Annotated in this window: 15 protein-coding genes and 2 pseudogenes; 5 read left to right on the top strand and 12 right to left on the bottom strand. The window is 70.4% G+C overall.

What is annotated here, in order from left to right; all coding sequences use genetic code 11:
* Positions 1–45: 45 nt before the first annotated feature.
* Both ACQUFX_RS21510 and nhaA read right to left on the bottom strand, forming a co-directional pair.
* Entirely contained in the window at positions 46–1362 is a 1317-nt protein-coding gene (locus tag ACQUFX_RS21510) for a low temperature requirement protein A (RefSeq protein ID WP_428962120.1), read from the bottom strand.
* Positions 1363–2203: 841 nt separating this feature from the next.
* A complete protein-coding gene (gene nhaA / locus ACQUFX_RS21505) occupies positions 2204–3472 on the bottom strand; it encodes a Na+/H+ antiporter NhaA (protein ID WP_428962119.1) in 1269 nt (422 codons plus the stop codon).
* Between the two features lie 159 nt (positions 3473–3631).
* Here nhaA and ACQUFX_RS21500 point away from each other — a divergent pair, with 159 nt between their 5' ends.
* From ACQUFX_RS21500 to ACQUFX_RS21490, 3 genes are read left to right on the top strand one after another with little or no spacing between them, the layout of a single operon-like run.
* Positions 3632–4207 carry a TetR family transcriptional regulator gene (locus ACQUFX_RS21500; RefSeq protein WP_428962118.1) on the top strand — a complete coding sequence of 192 codons (576 nt, stop codon included), beginning with the start codon at positions 3632–3634 and terminating at the stop codon, positions 4205–4207.
* On the top strand, positions 4200–4925 hold the full coding sequence (locus tag ACQUFX_RS21495) for an ABC transporter ATP-binding protein (RefSeq protein WP_428962117.1): 726 nt from the start codon (positions 4200–4202) through the stop codon (positions 4923–4925). Before ACQUFX_RS21500 ends, ACQUFX_RS21495 begins: the two co-directional genes overlap by 8 nt.
* Positions 4922–5686 carry an ABC transporter permease gene (locus tag ACQUFX_RS21490; RefSeq protein ID WP_428962116.1) on the top strand — a complete coding sequence of 255 codons (765 nt, stop codon included), beginning with the start codon at positions 4922–4924 and terminating at the stop codon, positions 5684–5686. Before ACQUFX_RS21495 ends, ACQUFX_RS21490 begins: the two co-directional genes overlap by 4 nt.
* A gap of 84 nt (positions 5687–5770) precedes the next feature.
* Here the strand turns inward: ACQUFX_RS21490 and ACQUFX_RS21485 are convergent.
* The 3 genes and pseudogenes from ACQUFX_RS21485 to ACQUFX_RS21475 all read right to left on the bottom strand — a co-directional run bounded on the left by ACQUFX_RS21485 (position 5771) and on the right by ACQUFX_RS21475 (position 7485).
* Positions 5771–6103 (bottom strand): annotated as a pseudogene (locus ACQUFX_RS21485) (transposase).
* A 23-nt stretch (positions 6104–6126) separates the two neighbouring features.
* Positions 6127–6318 carry a hypothetical protein gene (locus ACQUFX_RS21480; protein ID WP_428962115.1) on the bottom strand — a complete coding sequence of 64 codons (192 nt, stop codon included), beginning with the start codon at positions 6316–6318 and terminating at the stop codon, positions 6127–6129.
* A 93-nt stretch (positions 6319–6411) separates the two neighbouring features.
* Positions 6412–7485: a PP2C family protein-serine/threonine phosphatase gene (locus ACQUFX_RS21475; protein WP_428962114.1), complete on the bottom strand. Its 1074-nt coding sequence runs from the start codon at positions 7483–7485 to the stop codon at positions 6412–6414.
* A gap of 350 nt (positions 7486–7835) precedes the next feature.
* Between ACQUFX_RS21475 and ACQUFX_RS21470 the strand changes: the two genes are divergently transcribed.
* Positions 7836–9056: a GAF domain-containing protein gene (locus ACQUFX_RS21470; RefSeq protein WP_428962113.1), complete on the top strand. Its 1221-nt coding sequence runs from the start codon at positions 7836–7838 to the stop codon at positions 9054–9056.
* Between the two features lie 188 nt (positions 9057–9244).
* On the opposite strand, the gene ACQUFX_RS21465 is transcribed toward ACQUFX_RS21470, so the two are convergent.
* From ACQUFX_RS21465 to ACQUFX_RS21435, 7 genes are all read right to left on the bottom strand, one after another.
* Complete coding sequence (locus ACQUFX_RS21465) at positions 9245–9553, bottom strand: hypothetical protein (protein WP_428962112.1); 309 nt, start codon at positions 9551–9553, stop codon at positions 9245–9247.
* Between the two features lie 11 nt (positions 9554–9564).
* The gene (locus tag ACQUFX_RS21460; protein ID WP_428962111.1) at positions 9565–9735 is read right to left on the bottom strand and encodes a hypothetical protein; all 171 of its coding nucleotides are present in this window, start codon (positions 9733–9735) and stop codon (positions 9565–9567) included.
* The gene (locus tag ACQUFX_RS21455; RefSeq protein WP_428962110.1) at positions 9732–10628 is read right to left on the bottom strand and encodes a hypothetical protein; all 897 of its coding nucleotides are present in this window, start codon (positions 10626–10628) and stop codon (positions 9732–9734) included. The genes ACQUFX_RS21460 and ACQUFX_RS21455 overlap by 4 nt, the downstream gene beginning before the upstream one ends.
* A gap of 33 nt (positions 10629–10661) precedes the next feature.
* Positions 10662–11012 (bottom strand): arsenate reductase ArsC, encoded by a 351-nt coding sequence (locus ACQUFX_RS21450; protein WP_428967030.1) that lies wholly within the window; start codon positions 11010–11012, stop codon positions 10662–10664.
* A 72-nt stretch (positions 11013–11084) separates the two neighbouring features.
* Positions 11085–11720 (bottom strand): arsenate reductase ArsC, encoded by a 636-nt coding sequence (locus tag ACQUFX_RS21445; RefSeq protein ID WP_428967029.1) that lies wholly within the window; start codon positions 11718–11720, stop codon positions 11085–11087.
* 5 nt (positions 11721–11725) lie between these two features.
* Positions 11726–12841 carry an ACR3 family arsenite efflux transporter gene (gene arsB, locus ACQUFX_RS21440; RefSeq protein WP_428962109.1) on the bottom strand — a complete coding sequence of 372 codons (1116 nt, stop codon included), beginning with the start codon at positions 12839–12841 and terminating at the stop codon, positions 11726–11728.
* Position 12842: 1 nt separating this feature from the next.
* On the bottom strand, positions 12843–13553 hold the full coding sequence (locus ACQUFX_RS21435; protein ID WP_428962108.1) for an ArsR/SmtB family transcription factor: 711 nt from the start codon (positions 13551–13553) through the stop codon (positions 12843–12845).
* Positions 13554–13754: 201 nt separating this feature from the next.
* Between ACQUFX_RS21435 and ACQUFX_RS21430 the strand changes: the two are divergent.
* Positions 13755–15164 (top strand): annotated as a pseudogene (locus tag ACQUFX_RS21430) (FAD-dependent oxidoreductase); the annotation flags it as partial.
* Positions 15165–16072 lie beyond the last annotated feature (908 nt).

The following is a 16072-nucleotide window of genomic DNA, read 5'->3' as shown; positions in this document are numbered from 1 at the left end:
GAACAGCCGAAGTTCCTGCTTCAGGTTCCGCCCCGATGGGGTACGTCAGCAGCCACTTCCGGCAGCGGGTGGCGGGCCCGCCGAGTCGGTGTTGTCGTCGGTTGCGGGTTCGCCCCCCGTCTGCTCGGACAGGGCTTGGCGTAGCCGCCGCCGCTGCCGGCGGCTGACTAGGAACTCGGCGACGGCAGCCAACAGGCAGACCGCGGCAAGCCAGGCCAGGGACTGTAGAGCGGGAAGCCGGGCGGTGACCGGAAGCAGGGCAAGCAGGAGCGCGGCGGTGGCGAGCCGGGGCCAGGCCACGATACGGGTGGCGTGGCCGAGCCGCCACTGGAACCCGGCGTGGGCCAGCAGAAACAGAGCGATACCACCGTACATCGTGTACCGGCCGGTCGAGTCGAGCGGCTCGGCGTGGTCATAGGAGTGGGGGTTCTCGACCAGAGCCGGAATGTGTTTGAGCCCGAGGGAGAGCAGGATGACCCCTGCGATCATCGGTAGGTGCAGGTAGGTGTAGGCGTCCCGGGCGAGGCGGACCCGGTAATGCGGATCGGCGGTACCCAGCGCATGCTCTCCGGCGAGCGCGGAGAGATCGAAATAGATCCAATTGAGGGAGCCGACCACGACGACGACGAGCGCCGAGGCGATGAGCAGACTCGCCGAGGCGTGCAGGTATCTGCCGGCGATGCCGATCGACACCAGGACCTCGCCGAAGGCCAGGATGATGATCAGATTGTGTCGTTCGGCCCAATGCCGGGCGGAAAAGATCTTTCGCCGTGGAGCGGGTAGCGCCATCCCGGCGCCGTAGTCGACGCTGATGGCCAGCACCCACAGGGCGATCTGGCCGGCCAAGGTCGCGGTGTCGCCGAACCGGCCGAGCGGCAGCAGCGCGGCGCTGAGCAGCAGACAGACGGCGATGAGCGCGGGCACACCCAGCGACACGATGTCACGGCCCCGCAGCCCCGGCGTGGCGTACCAGCGTAGCCCCAGGTACAGAAGCCGGACCGTGGCGTAACAGCCGACGAACCCGACGGGAGCCACCACGCCGCCGGAAAAGCCTCTGAACGCCTCCAGCGTGATGGCCGCCAGCGCGAACATCACCGGGGTCACCGCCAGCAGGGTGAGCCGGGTCAGACCGTAGTTCGCCCGTACCCGGTTGCTCAGCCAGGCGAAGAGCGACCACAACCACCAGAGCGCGGCCAGGACCAGCAACCCGTGCATGATACCGAGTGCACCCCTGTCAGCGGTCATCAGCGTGGTGACCTGAAGGAACGCGAAGACGAACACCAGGTCGAAGAAGAGTTCCGTGGTGGTGACACGGGACTGTTCAGTGACCCATCGCACGCCTGGGCGCTGTATCTGGGTCATGGAGGGGCCTTTCCATGAACATGCCCGGACAGGCCAGCACCCGCCGCGCCGCCCGCGCGGCATCCGCCCTTCTTCCGAGGCGACACACCGCCGGACGCCTACCCAGGCCGGTGCCCCGCAAACCGCTGAATCAGTTGCCGGAGGCAGCGGACCAGCGGTCGCGGGGCCGGCTGTGACGGCGTCATGACGGATGCGGGACGCCTCCGGCACACACCGATCCGTCGACCGTCACTGCTTCGATATTTCCGGATGACCCGCGGCATCCCAGCGGCGGCCGGGCATGGCCGTGACGCCGTGCACCACGACGCTGAGCGCGACGACGAGGCTGCGGACCCGTGCCCGACTGAGGGTGGTGTCACTGCTGGGGCGCAGGATCATTGCGTGGAGAAGCGCGGTTGGTCGTCGGGTGCTTCTGCGGCCTCAGGGCTGTAGGCCGGCGGACACAGCGCCGTGCCGATCGTCGACGCCGACCGGGGTCAGGGCGGGCGCGCAGGTTTACCCGCATGTCGAGGACGTACAGGGGGGCGCGGTGCTGGTTGGCGATGGTGTCGCCGGGGCTGATGACCCGTGGGGCGGTGAACGCGAGCGATTCCTTCGGATTGCTGTTGAGAACCTGTTCGGCTGCCTCGAAGGCGTAGGGACCGGACTGCCACTCGATCCTCCAGGTCCGCCCGCCGTCTGCTGGCCACCAGTCGAGGGAGTGGGCACCGTTGAGGGCCTGGCTCTCTCGGAGACAGGTCCGGGGGGGCCGCCACGCCCCGGCGTGGCGGCCCCCCCCGGAAGCAGGCTCGGACCCGACGTGAGCACGCTGGGTCAGGGCGCTCGTCGGGCGGGGCGTCAGCTATGTGTCGGCAGGGTCGCGGATGGGCCGCGTGTCGGTGTCGACGATTCCGTCCTCGTTCATGTCCTGGTTCCGTGTCTTGCGGGCGTTCCAGCGCAGGGTGACGGCGGCGAGGGTCGCGGCGAGCACCGTGCCGGCGAGCACACCGATCGTCGCGCCGTCGGTGTGGACGGAGTCGGGGAACGAGAGCTCGGCGATGAGCAGGGAGACGGTGAAGCCGATGCCGGTGAGGAACCCGATCGGCAGCAGGTCGCGCAGGCCGATCGCGTCGGGCAGGCGCAGTGTGGTGAACCGGGTGGCCAGTGCCGTGACCCCGAGTACGCCGATGATCTTTCCGCCCACCAGGGCGAGGACGATCGCGATCACCACCGGTTGCGCGAGGACGGCGTCGGTGCGTTCTCCGCCGAGGAACGTGACCCCGGCGGCGAAGAACGCGAACACCGGCAACGCGAACCCGGAGGAGATCGGACGGACCGCGTGCTCGTACCGGTGCGTGCGTGCGGTGGGCTCGCCGTGGACGGGGCGGGCGGTCACGCAGAGCCCGAGCAGGACACCGGCGATGGTCGCGTGCACCCCGGAGGCGTGCATGAGGCCCCACGCGACCACCGCGAGGGGCAGCAGCAGCCACCACCTGGGGTGGGCCGAGCGGGCGACAGCCCGGAACACCACGATCGCGGCGACGGCGAGCGCCAGGGCGATCCAGTCCAGGCTGGCGGTGTAGAACACGGCGATCACGATGATCGCCAACAGGTCGTCCACGACCGCCAACGTCAGCAGGAACGTGCGGAGCGCGACCGGTAGTCCTCGGCCGAAGATCGCCAGCACCGCCAGCGCGAACGCGATGTCCGTGGCGGTGGGGATCGCCCACCCGCGCAACGCGGACGTGTCGCCCAGCGCCACGACCACCGTGACGAACACGATCGCCGGCAGGACCATCCCGCCGACGGCGGCGAGCACGGGTACCGCCGCCTCCCCGAGGCGGCGCAGGCTCCCGGCGACGATCTCATGCTTGAGTTCGAGTCCCACGACGAAGAAGAAGATCGCGAGGAGTCCGTCGGCGGCCCACGCCGACACGGACAGGTCCAGATGCAGGGCGGCGGGGCCGATGACGGCATCGGAGACCGTGGTGTAGTGGTCGCGCCACGGTGAGTTGGCCAGGAGCAGCGCGGCGACCGCCGCGACGAGGAGCAAGGCCCCGCTCGTGGTCTCCAGCGACACCCACCGCCGGAACCGGCCATGTGGGGACGCATGCGTCACAGAATGCGACATCGAGAGATGCTCCGTCCGGCTTCGACGCCCGTCGGCAGGGTCGCCTACGGGCATGCCGACCAGGCTTCCCGGCGCACCGAAGATCACTCTAACCGGAACCCGTCGTCGCGGCACCCGGCACGACCCGCGTCACCAATGTGAGCGACTAACATTCGAGGTGTGACGCCAGCAGAGTTTCGTGGCAAGCGGGCCCGCACCCGGGATCGCCTGGTGGGCCACGCCCTGGACCTGTTCGAGCAGCAGGGGTTCGAGGGCACCACCGTCGGTCAGATCGCCGCCCGCGCCCAGGTCTCGGAGATGACGTTCTTCCGTTATTTCGCCAGCAAGGAGATGGTCGTTCTCGACGACCCCTACGACCCGGTGATCGCCGAGGCGGTTGCCGGCCAGCCGGCCGCGCTGCCGCCGCTGGTCCGGGTGGCGCGGGGTCTGCGGGCGGCGCTCGCACAGTTGGACGACCCCGAGGACCAGGTGACCCGGCGGCGGGTCCGGATCGTGGCAGGCAGTCCGGCACTGCGTGCCGCCATGATCCGCACCAACGCCGCCACCGAGTCGACCATCGCCGACCGGCTGATCGCCGACGGTGTTCCGGCCCTCCCGGCCCGGGTCGCCGCTGCGGTCGCCATCGCGGCGTTGACCTGCGCCCTCCTGGAGTGGGCGACGGCCACGGACGGAACCAGCCTCACCGGGGCGGTCACCACCGCGCTGGACACGATCGAGGCGGTCCGGCATGACTGAGCGGCTGACGACCACGGACCTGGGCCGGGACTTCGGTGCCGGCGCAGGCGTGTCCGGCATCGACCTCACCGTGCGTGCCGGTGAGATCCACGCCCTCGTCGGCCTCAACGGCGCCGGCAAGACGACCCTGATGCGGCTGATCCTCGGCATGCTGCGACCCGGCGACGGGGCCTGCCGGATCAACGGGCGGGACCTGGCACAGCTCCGCGCCAGCGACTGGGCGCGGGTGGGCCACCTGGTCGAGCACCCGCTCGGCTACCCCGAACTCGACGTACGGACCAACCTGCTCCTGGCGGCACGACTTCGCCGCATCCCGGCGGGGACAGCGGCCGTCCTGGCCGAACAGGCCCTGACCGAGCTCGACCTGACCCGGTACGCCACGATCAGCACGCGTCGACTGTCGCAGGGCAACCGGCAACGTCTCGGCCTCGCCGTCGCGATCCAGCACCATCCGGACCTGATCGTCCTCGACGAGCCGACCAACGCCCTCGACCCGGCCGGGGTGATCCTGCTGCGTACCGTGCTGTCCCGCCGCGCCGAAGGTGGCGCCGGCGTCCTGGTCTCCAGCCACCACCTCGACGAGGTCGCCCGCATCGCCCACCGCATCTCCGTCGTCAACCGGGGCCGGCTGATCGGCACCCTCGAACCCGCCGCCGTCGACCTCGAACGCGCCTTCTTCGCCCTGGTCCACGACCACGAACAGGAGCGCCTGCCATGACGACCTCCCTGACCGCGGCGCTCGACGTCGAACTCCGGAAACTCGCGGCCTCCCGGGTGATCCGCACGACCACCGTCCTGGTCGTCGCCGGCATCACGATCCTGGCGTCCGCTCTCACCTCCGCAACGCGCAACGGCAACGACCAGATCGCCGCTCAACTCGGCCCGTTGGCCGACACCGACGGTTGGATGCTCCTGACCGGCGTCGCCGCTCAGGTCACCGCAGCCGGCGGTCTGCTCGCCTTCGGCGTCGCCCTGAGCTGGCTCGTCGGCCGCGAATTCAGCGACGCCACGATCACCGGCCTGTTCGCCCAGCCGGTCTCCCGGCCCGTCATCGTCTCGGCCAAACTGCTCTCCCACCTGCTGTGGGCGGTACTGGTCGCCGTCGCCCTGACCGCCCTCATCGCCCTGACCGGCACGCTCCTCGGGCTGGGCGCCTGGCACGCCGACGTCCGCTCCGCCCTCGGACGACAACTCGTCCTGACCATCCTGTCAGCGCTGCTCGCCACCCCGGCCGCCTGGGCGGCAACCCTCGGACGAGGACCCCTACCCGGCATCGCCACCACCATCGCCCTGATCGTCATCGCACAGGTCACGGCCGTCGCCGGCGCCGGAGCCTGGTTTCCCCCCGCCGCGCCGGCCCTGTGGGCCCTGCAACCCGACACCGTCAGCGCACCACAACTCACCGCCGTCACCGTCGTGCCCGTCACCTTCACCGCACTGACCGTCGCCGCATGGGCCCGGCTCCAACTCGACCGCTGAGGGGTCTGTGGATCTAACTTGATCCTTAACCTTTGCGGGTCCGCCGCCCTTGCGTCTGCTGCTGGACGACGAGGTAGAGGACCTTCATCGCGGCTTGCTCGGTCGGGACTCGATGATGTTGGTGGTGGAGAGGACCTTGCGGACCTCGTGGTCGTAGTTCAGGAACGGCACGATCTGCGGCCAGGAGGTCCGCCAGAGTTTGCTGACGGCGGGGTACTGGTCGCCGAACTCGGTGGCGAACGCCTCGAAGCGGGCTTCGGCGGCGGCGATGGTGGGGGCGGTGCAGATCTCCCGCAGGGCGGGGGTGATCTTCTACCAGTCCTTGCGGTTGGTGTGCCGTAGGCTCGCTCTGACGAGATGGACGACGCACTGCTGGTGCACCGCGAGTGGCCATACCTGTTCGATCGTGTCGGTCATGCCCTTCAACCCGTCAGGGCAGATCACGGCTGCGGGCCGCCACGGTGATGGGGCAGGTACAGCGCCTCCCGGGCGCTACTGCTGCAGGACTCCAGCCCCGCCAGGACGCTGACCGCCCTCGACCGTCTCGCCGCCGTGCTACCCGGGGCGGCCTGCACCACCGTCTTCTGCGCGGCTCCGGTCACCGTGACATTGTTGCGGGTCAACGCGCTCACGAGCGGCAACGATACCTCCGTTCATGGCATGCGGCCAGGCGGGGCAACCTGGCCCGCAACCCGATCGGTTCAGGCCGCGGTGGCTGCCGGCTCTCACTGTCCGGTGCCGTTCCAACAGAGCATGAGCAGGGTGGCGTCGTCGCTGAGGGTGTCGTCCTGCCAGGCGAGGATGGCATGGACGAGCTGACGCGTGGTCTCCGGCAACGGCAGCTCACCAGCGAGGGCGCGCAGGGCGAAGTCGGTCAGCCGGTCGACGCCGAACGCCTCGCCCCGGCTGGAGCGCGCCTCGGTGATGCCATCGGTGTAGAGCAGGACATGATCACCGGGTTGCAGGGCCTCCTCGACCACGACCGGTGGGCGGAGATCGCCCATCGTGACGGGAAGCGCGGTGGGTGTTGGCAGCACGGTGGCCACGCGGCCGTCCCGGAGGATCAGCCCACTGGGGTGCCCTGCGGAGATCACCTGCAGCCGGCCGCTCGGTTGATCGAGCTCGGCCAGGACGCCGGTGATGAGACCCTGCCGGTCGTGGGCGCGTACCGCTTCGTCGATGTGGTGGTAGGTCCCGACGAGATCCTGGCCGGCGCGGCGGGCGTTGCGGTAGGCGCCGAGGGCGAGTCCGGCGAGCATGACGGCCCGCATGCCGCCTCCGGAGCCGTGTCCCACGGCGTCGAACAGGGCCAGGTGGGCGGTGTCGCCGTTAACGGCGTAGTCGAAGGCGTCCCCACCGACGTCGTAGCTGGGCTCGAGGATGCCGCTGATGACGGTGGTGCCGGTGGAGAACGTCAGGGGTGGCAGCTGGGCGCGCAGCATCTCCGCCGCCATGCGCATCGGCGCCCGTCGGCGGACCTGTTCGATGGTGTCGCTGTAGTGCGAGCAGCTCACGATGAGATCGGCCAGGAGCGCACCCGCCGCCACGAAGTCGTGCGCCCGGTCCGGGTCGACCGGCGTGGACGCGATGACCCCGGCCACCCCGAGACGTTCCATCCCGTTGAGAAGGGGCACCCACAGGCGTACGCCGTCCGCACCGTCCGCCGCACAGGCGAACATCATGCGGTACACCCGTCCCGCCAGCGTCCCGTCGATGGCGAGCGCCTCACCGCCGTCGGCCTCACGTCCGCGCAGGGGCAGCAGCTCCCGCTGTTCGTGGTCGACCAGGTAGAGACGCATGCCGGTTGCACCGAGTCCACGAGCGGCCTCGTCGGCGAGGGCGGGCAGCTCCTCGCATGCCGCATGCCGTGCCCTGTGCAGCAACTCCTGCAACACCGTCCGCCCCCGCACTTCGACCTCCGTGGCGCTTCGGCCGCCCGGGCCCCACAGCCACGGTGCGCCGAGCAAGGCTACGACCTGCGGCCGACGTCGACCAGCTCCGGTCGCCTTTCCCGTACTCTGACCACCACCGGGCGGCCTCCCTGATCCGACGCATCAGCCCCGCGAGGAAGGGACGTCACATGACGGCAGTACCAGACCAGCGGCCTGCTCCTCTCAGCCCTGCTGTCGGGCAGGCGACCGAGGAGGACATGCGGGCGCTGTTCGGACAGTCCGTCGCCGTCTTCGCGTCGCTTGCCGGGCCGGCCCATGTGTTGGAATCCGCGAACCCGGCGTTCTTCGCCACGATCGGCGAGGAACGGGCCCGCGCCGGGGTTGCGATCGCTGAGCTGATGCCCGAGCTGGCCAGTCAAGGCTTCATCGCACTGCTGGACCAGGTGTACCAAACCGGCGAGCCGTACACCGGCCGCGATGCTCGGGTCGTTCTGGGTGCCGGCCCGCACGCGCGGGAGGCTTTCTTCGACTTCACCTACGAGCCGCGCCGTGACGCCGGCGGCACGGTGATCGGGATCCGGGTGATCGGGCTGGAGACCACCCAGGTCAAGCACGCCCAACGACTGATGGCCGAGCACCGCGCCCTGCTGGAGCAGATCGCCCGTCAGGCACCCCTGGCCGAGGTGCTAGACGGGATGGCCCGCTGCATCGAGCACCTCGCCCCGGACGAGGTGCTCGTCTCCGTTCTGCTCGCAGATTCCGACGGCCGGCACCTGCGCCACGGCGCTGCGCCCAGCCTGCCCGATTTCTACAACCAGGCTATCGACGGCATCGCCACCGGTGAAGGTGTCGGCTCGTGCGGCACCGCCGCGCACCGGCGGGAACCGGTGATCGTCACCGACATCGCCACCGACCCGTTCTGGCTCGACTTCCGGGACCTGGCCGGGCGGGCCGGCCTGGCCGCCTGCTGGTCGATGCCGATCCTGGCCCGCGACGGCAGCCTGCTGGGTACCTTCGCCATGTACCACCGCACCCCGCGCGTCCCGCAGGAAACCGACCTCGCCCTCGCCCGGGTCTTTGCCGGTACCGCGGCCCTGGCCATCGAACGCCACTACATCGAACAGGCGAAGGCGGCCGCCGAAGCACACGCCAAGGCCGCCCATGACGAGCTGGCCAAGGCGGTACGCGCCGAGCGGGAGCTGCGCGCCGAGGCCGAACAACGCGCGGCGGCAGCCGCGGAACTGGCCGACCGGATGCGCGCCGCCGCGGCCGCGCAGGCCGCCACACCGCGACCCGAGCAGTGCCAGCTCGGCGGTAGCGACGCGTGCGACGCGCCGGCCGAGCTCAAGATCGCCGACTCGTGGGGGGACTCGGCATGGGGTTGCCCCGCTCACGTCGAGGAGGCCATCCTCAACGTGCGATCGGTGTTCATCGCCAACGAAGCGCTCGGAGGCCTGGCCGCCTATCTCAATCGCTAGCACGACGGAGCGTCGGCGGGCCCACGAGGCTTCGGCGCTGTCGACGCCCTCAACCTTTCAGGTGGAGCCGGCAGGCACGAGTCGGGACCCCACGGGCGCCACCTTGCGACGGACCCCTGTGCAGGCTCTGACCCGCTGCGCCATCGACCATCAGCGGGCTCACGGCAGGAGCGATCCGCAGAACAGCCTCACGCCGGCTGCGACGATGAGCCCTGGGCCGCTGGTGCCGGCACAGGCCGTGCAGGGATTCCTTTCGTACCGCTGCGCAACGGTGCGTGGTTCCCGCGCCGGGCTCTCTGCCGGCGTCGCAGTCGTTCCACGATCCACATCAACGCGGCGAGGGCGACGACCAGTCGCAGGGTGGTGATGACGGCCTGTGGACCCGAGCCGTACAGCAGCGCGCACTGCGCCAACCCGATCACACACACCGTCCGTAGCGTCGTGACCGCGTGCAGCGGGAACACCTCCGCCCCGGCCATGGCCACGGCGAGCAGCATCGTGATCAGGATCAACCCGACCGCGCGTAGTAGGAGACCGTCGTGCCGAAGATGGTGGGAAGCCAGTCGACCTGCTGGGACATCCCGAACGTCCGGGCGATGAACGCCTCTTCGCTGCGGGATTCGAGCGTGCGGCTCGCCACCTTGTCGGGCATGATCAGGCTCGGTACGAGCATGGTCACGTTGTTCCACACCGTCTCCAGCCCCACGGCGGGGTGTAGCCACGCAGTTCGTCGTAGATGATGGCTCCGAACGTGTTGCCGTCGAACCGGTACACCAGGTCGTCGAGCATCGCCTCCTGACCGTGCCGGGTGTGCATCTGCGTGGCCCCGTCGACCAGGGCCGCGAGGCGGCCGCTGCTGCCCGCGCCCGCGTCGAACACCTCCCGGCCGGCTGCCGCCCGGGTCGACGAGATCAGCGCGGTGGCCGCCGCGATGACCACCACGATCATGGCGGTCTGCCGCCGGGACGGGCGGACGCCGTGCAGCGCCGCGCCCACGAGGGTGAGCACCCCGGCGAAGACGATCATCGCCCGGGTGCCGGCCACCACCAGGGCGAGGCTCTCCACCAGCAGCACGGGCAGCAGCCACCGTATGCCGTAGCGGACCAGCACCACCGCGCCGGTCAGGGCCAGCAGCGGCACCAGGAACTCCCCCGCCAGGGCCACCACAAGGCCGGTACGCTCCGGAATCACCTCGTGGGCCCGCGCCGGTGCCAGCGGCTGGATCGCCCCCCGCCCCTGCCAGGTGGCGACGAGCAGCGGCATCATCAGCACGAGAAGCCACCTCAACCGCAGCCGCGTCAGCCCGGCATCCGGGGACCCGGACACGGTGGGCCGGCTGCGCCGGGACCACATCACCAGCGCGCCGTAGACGGCACCGTAGGCGGCGACCGCGACCGAGACGAGCAGCACCCAGACGTCGACCGTCGCCTGGTCGAGGTACGCGCGGAAGAAGTTCCGACCCGGCCACAGCCACTGCATCACCTCCGTGACGCCGTGGAAGAGCACCGCGACCAGCAGTATCAGCGCCCCCGGCCGCCGGGTCCATTCGCCGTTGATCGCCACGTGCAACACCGATAGCCTGCGCCTTGTCATCAGGGTCGCTGGTCAGTTTTCCGGCCTGAGGTCAGCGAGTAGGTGCTGGATGCAGGTCTTGATCTCGTCGCGGATCGGGCGGACGGCGTCGATGCCTTTGCCGGCGGGGTCGTCGAGTTTCCAGTCCTCGTAGCGTTTGCCGGGGAAGACGGGGCAGACGTCGCCGCAGCCCATGGTGATGACGACGTCGGAGGCTTCGACGGTGTCGTACTCAAGCAGCTTGGGGGTCTGGTCGGTGATGTCGATGCCGACCTCCCGCATGGCCTCGACGGCGGCGGGGTTGATGGTCTCGGCGGGAGCGGAGCCGGCGGAGCGGACCTCGACGGTGTCGCCGGCGAGGTGGCGCAGCCAGCCGGCGGCCATCTGGGAGCGGCCGGCGTTGTGGACGCAGACGAACAGGATGCTGGGCTTGTCGTCGGGCACGAGGGCGTTTCCTTATCGGGTGGGGTGGTTGGTGAGGTCGGCGAGTAGGGCCCGCACGCGGGTGTCGATGTCGTCGCGGACGGCGCGTGCGAGGTCGAGGTCGTCGCTGGCGGGGTCTGCGAGGGTCCAGTCGAGGTAGCGCTTGCCGCTGATGATGGGGCAGGCGTCGCCGCAGCCCATGGTGACCACGACGTCGGCGGCGCGCAGCACGTCGTCGGTCAGTGGCTTGGGGAACGCGTCGTCGAGGTTGATGCCGATCTCGGCGAGCACGGCCGCGGCGGTGGCGGACACCGTCGCGCCGGGCGCGGAGCCGGCGGAGCGGACGTTGACCCGGCCCTGGGCGTGGTGGTTCATGAGCGCGGCGGCCATCTGGGAGCGGCCGGCGTTGTGCACGCAGAGGAACAGCACTTCGGGCACGGGCTTGCCGATGGCGCCCTTGGCCTGCGCGAGTGCGGTGAGCCGGTCGGTGGCGAAGCGTTCGGTCAGGGCGGGCAGGTGCTGGTCGAGTCGGGCGGTGCGGTAGAGCGCGACGTAGGACTCGTTGACGTAGCGGCTGATGGTCTCGGGGTTGAAGTTGCCGGAGAACTTGTCGGCCAACGTGGCGGCCACCCTTTCCAACACGGCGTCGACGGTGAGCAGTGTCGGCATCTGATTCACGACCGGCTCCCTGGGCTGGTGGCGGGCCGGACGGCGGCTCCGGCTGGGAAGAGGCGTCGGCGTAGGGCGAGGCTGACGTAGACCAGGGCGACGAGCAAGGGCACCTCGATGAGGGGGCCGACGACGCCGGCGAGGGCCTGGCCGCTGGTGACGCCGAACGTGCCGATGGCCACGGCGATGGCGAGCTCGAAGTTGTTGCCGGCGGCGGTGAACGCGAGGGTGGTGGTGCGTTCGTAGTTCAGGCCGATGGCCCGGCCGAGGGCGTAGGAGCCGGCCCACATGACCGCGAAGTAGACCAGCAGCGGCACGGCGATCAGCACGACGTCCCACGGCCGCGAGGTGATGGCGTCGCCCTGGAGGGCGAACAGGATGACGATGGTGAACAACAGCCCGTAGAGGGCGACGGGCCCGATCTTGGGCAGGAAGCGGCTCTCGTACCAGGTGCGGCCCTTCGCGCGTTCGCCGAAACGGCGGGTGAGGTAGCCGGCGAGCAGGGGGATGCCGAGGAAGATCAGCACGTTGACCGTGATGTCCCACCCGGACACCTCCAGCCGCGCGCCAGTGAGGTTCAGCCAGTCCGGCAGCACGGACAGGTAGAACCAGCCGAGCAGGCCGAACGCGAGTACCTGGAACACCGAGTTGAGGGCGACGAGGACGGCGGCGGCCTCACGGTCGCCGCAGGCCAGGTCGTTCCAGATGATGACCATGGCGATGCAGCGGGCCAGACCGACGATGATGAGGCCGGTGCGGTACTCGGCGTGGTCGGCGAGGAAGATCCAGGCGAGGGCGAACATCAGGGCCGGGCCGAGGATCCAGTTGAGCAGCAGCGAGGACAGCAGCAGCCGACGATCGCCGATGACGGTGTCGAGCCGGTCGTAGCGGACCTTGGCCAGCACCGGATACATCATGATCAGCAGGCCGAGCGCGATCGGCAGGGAGATCCCGCCGATCTTGACCGCTTCCAGGGCGGCGTCCAGGCCGGGGATGAGCCGGCCGAGCAGCAGGCCGGCGACCATGGCCAGACCGATCCACAGCGGGAGGAACTGGTCGAGGCGCGACAGCCGCGCGACGACCGCCGGCGGAGCCTCGCCAGCGGTGGTGGTGTTCGTCATGTCAGCAGGTCCTGAAGTTCTCGGAGTGGGCGCGGGCCTGTGCGGCGAGGTCGGCCAGGTGCAGCGCCGCGCCCTGCAGGGCGTCCGGGATGAGCCGGTAGTAGGTGAAGCGCCCGCGCGGCTCGGGGGTCACGACGCCGGCCTCGCGCAGCAGCTTGAGGTGCCCGGAGACGTTCGGCTGCTTCGCGCCGGTGTCCGCGACCAGGTGCGACGTCGTCGCCGGACCGTCGGCGAGGATCTGCACGATCCGCGCCCGCAGCGGGTCCGCCATCAACCGCACAACATCAGGATTGGCTGATATCAGCTTTTCCTGATGCAAGTCGAGGTGAGTGCCCGGCGCTGCGGACCCGGTGGCGGCCGGCGGGTGGGTGTCGATGGTCAGCAGGTTGCCGAGCAGGTTCAACGCCTCCTTTCGCACCCAGTAGTAGACCCAGGTGCCCCGCCGCTCGCAGTCGACCATGCCGGTCTCGCGCAGCACCCGCAGGTGATGCGAGATCGTCGCCCCGGTGACGTCGAAGGCGTCGGTCAGGTCGCAGACGCAGATCTCCGTGGTGGAGGCGATGAGCGACAGCAGTCGCAGCCTGACCGGGTCGCCCAGCGCCTTGAACAGCGGCGCCAGCTCACCGGCGATCTGTGGCGCGAGAGGCTGCACCGACAGGGGAGGGCAGCAGCCCTGCGCCGTTGTGGTGTCCAGCACGGGTAGAACCGACATGCGTCTAGCTTGACAGGCGTCTAGCAACGATGCAAGGTAGGGTCCATCGGTTTGACAAGAGTCGAGACACCGATCAGTAAGGGCTGATGCGCCCTGCTCTGAAGCGGGGTCACGGCTGTCGGCCCGTGCGTGATCGCCTGGGCGTGGTGTCCGGCGGAACGTGTTTGCCCACGTCAGGAAGTAACAGGGGGAGTCGTCACCATGAGCGAGGACCAGACCGCCGCACCGTGCTGCGGCACCGCGCAGGCCGCCGCGCAGGCCGATGCCTGTTGCGACCCGGGCGCGAAGAACGCGGCGGTCGCCGCAGGCGCGGGCTGCTGCGGCCCCAGCAACGCATCAGCCGCCGCTGATGACACCGTGGTAGCGCCGACGGCCGGGGTGGCCGGCCGGGTTGACGGGCCGCACCCGGTCGTGGTCATCGGCGCCGGCCCGGTGGGGCTCGCCGCAGCGGCGCACCTGCACGAGCGGGGGCTGCCGTTCACCGTGCTGGAAGCCGGTCCCTCGGCGGGGGCGGCCGTGGCCGAGTGGGGGCACGTGCGGCTGTTCTCGCCGTGGCGGTACAACGTTGACCACGCCGCCCGCCGCCTGCTGGAGGCCGCCGGCTGGGCCTCCCCCGATCCCGAGACGCTGCCCACCGGCGCCGAGCTGGTCGAGGTGTACCTACAACCCCTTGCCAAGCTGCCGCAGGTCGCGCCGCACGTTCGCTACAGCGCCCCAGTCGCGGCGATCGGCCGTGTGGGTGTGGACCGGGTCAAGACCGCCGGCCGCGAGAACACACCGTTCGTCGTGCGGCTCACCACCGGCCAGGACGTGCTCGCCTCGGCGGTCATCGACGCCTCCGGCACCTGGCGCACCCCGAACGTGCTCGGCGCCACCGGACTCCCCGCGCACGGCGAGGCCGACCCGCAGGCCGCGACGCTGATCGACGGCGCGCTGCCCGACGTCCTCGGCGCCGACCGCGAACGGTTCGCCGGCCGGCACACCGTCGTCGTCGGCGCGGGACACTCCGCCGCGAACACGCTGCTCGCGCTCGCCGAACTCGCCGAACAGGAACCGGACACCACCATCACCTGGGCCACCCGCGGCGGCACGATCGACCGAGCCCTCGGCGGCGCAGACGCCGACGCGCTGCCCGGTCGCGGAGCCCTGGGCACCGGAATCAAGCTGCTCGTCGACTCCGGCCGCGTGCAACTGCTCACCGGCTTCGCCGTACACGCCCTCGCCGCCAGGGACGGCCACGCCGAACTGACCGCCACCGACGGGCGCACCCTGACCGCCGACCGGGTCATCGCCGCCACCGGTTTCCGACCCGACCACACCATCGCCGCCGAACTGCGCCTCGATCTCGACCCCGTGCTCGGCTGCACCCGAACCCTCGCACCGCTGATCGACCCGAACGAGCACTCCTGCGGCACCGTCCGCCCGCACGGCGTCGACGAACTCACCCAGCCCGAGCCCGGCTACTTCGCCGTCGGCATGAAGTCCTACGGCCGCGCCCCGACCTTCCTCATGGCCACCGGCTACGAGCAGGTCCGCTCCATCACCGCGGCCTTGACGGGTGACTGGACCGCCGCCCGCGACGTGCAGCTCGACCTGCCCGAAACCGGCGTCTGCTCCGCCACCCAGGGCTACCAGGCGATGCTCGACGACACCGCCGCCCGCTACGGCCTCGCCCCCGACGTCCCCGGCCGGCTCATCTCCACGGCCCTGCGCCACCTGCCCAACGCCGGCACCGTCGCCGCCGCCACCCGCGCCGCCGCTGACGAACTCGGCGTCGACCCCGACGTCGCACTCCAACTCGCCGCGTTCGCCGGGAACCAGCTCGACACCAACAGCCAAGACACCGCGGACGCCGGTCTGCCGCGCGCCGAGGCCGGCCTGATCACCGTCTCCTCCGGTGGCGGCTGCTGCGGGTGACCACCACCGACGTCCCCGCCGCGACGTTCCTACGGGCGTGGAGGAACCTGCACCGGTACACCCAACCCCGCCGGCCGATCATCCGGTGGCTCACCACCATCGCCCACCGCCTCGTCCTCGACCACGCCAAAGCCCGCCGTACCCGCTACGAACACCCCGCCGGCCTCACCGACGACTACCACACCCCGGAACCCCAGAACAGCACCAGCGCCGAGTCAGCCGTCATCCGCAAGTACGAACTCCACCAAGTTCTCGCCGTCTACCACTACCTCGGCCCCCGCTACCGCGCATACCTCTATCTCCGCCACTGGCAGGGCCTCACCGTCAACCAGACCGCCGCCGCCCTCGACACCACCATCGGTGGCGTCAGAAACCTCGAACGCACCACCACCACCACCCTCACCGGCTACCGCACCGCAGACAATCCCCCCACCCCACTGGCACCCACCCCGCCCTCGGCGACCGTGAGCACCGCATCGACAGGCGTGAGGACGTTCCCGGCGCGTGCGCCGCGCCGACGCACACAGCGTCCCGCCAGATCTGATCTCCGCCGATGTGTGCGCCGTGTGCTCTCCAGCAGAAACCACCACGGGCCAACCGGT

This window comes from Micromonospora fluostatini (assembly GCF_050410825.1).
Taxonomy (GTDB): Bacteria; Actinomycetota; Actinomycetes; order Mycobacteriales; family Micromonosporaceae; genus Micromonospora; species Micromonospora rosaria.
This window is presented reverse-complemented; position numbering and strand designations above follow the sequence as displayed.

What these genes read in the sequence shown, in the direction of transcription:
- ACQUFX_RS21510 (WP_428962120.1), bottom strand. Translation starts at nt 1,362, where the DNA reads ATGACCCAGATACAGCGCCCAGGCGTGCGATGGGTCACTGAACAGTCC.
- nhaA (WP_428962119.1), bottom strand. Translation starts at nt 3,472, where the DNA reads ATGTCGCATTCTGTGACGCATGCGTCCCCACATGGCCGGTTCCGGCGG.
- ACQUFX_RS21495 (WP_428962117.1), top strand. Translation starts at nt 4,200, where the DNA reads ATGACTGAGCGGCTGACGACCACGGACCTGGGCCGGGACTTCGGTGCC.
- ACQUFX_RS21490 (WP_428962116.1), top strand. Translation starts at nt 4,922, where the DNA reads ATGACGACCTCCCTGACCGCGGCGCTCGACGTCGAACTCCGGAAACTC.
- ACQUFX_RS21475 (WP_428962114.1), bottom strand. Translation starts at nt 7,485, where the DNA reads ATGCGTCTCTACCTGGTCGACCACGAACAGCGGGAGCTGCTGCCCCTG.
- ACQUFX_RS21470 (WP_428962113.1), top strand. Translation starts at nt 7,836, where the DNA reads ATGCGGGCGCTGTTCGGACAGTCCGTCGCCGTCTTCGCGTCGCTTGCC.
- ACQUFX_RS21465 (WP_428962112.1), bottom strand. Translation starts at nt 9,553, where the DNA reads ATGCTGCTCGCCGTGGCCATGGCCGGGGCGGAGGTGTTCCCGCTGCAC.
- ACQUFX_RS21450 (WP_428967030.1), bottom strand. Translation starts at nt 11,012, where the DNA reads ATGGCCGCCGGCTGGCTGCGCCACCTCGCCGGCGACACCGTCGAGGTC.
- ACQUFX_RS21445 (WP_428967029.1), bottom strand. Translation starts at nt 11,720, where the DNA reads ATGCCGACACTGCTCACCGTCGACGCCGTGTTGGAAAGGGTGGCCGCC.
- arsB (WP_428962109.1), bottom strand. Translation starts at nt 12,841, where the DNA reads ATGACGAACACCACCACCGCTGGCGAGGCTCCGCCGGCGGTCGTCGCG.
- ACQUFX_RS21435 (WP_428962108.1), bottom strand. Translation starts at nt 13,553, where the DNA reads ATGTCGGTTCTACCCGTGCTGGACACCACAACGGCGCAGGGCTGCTGC.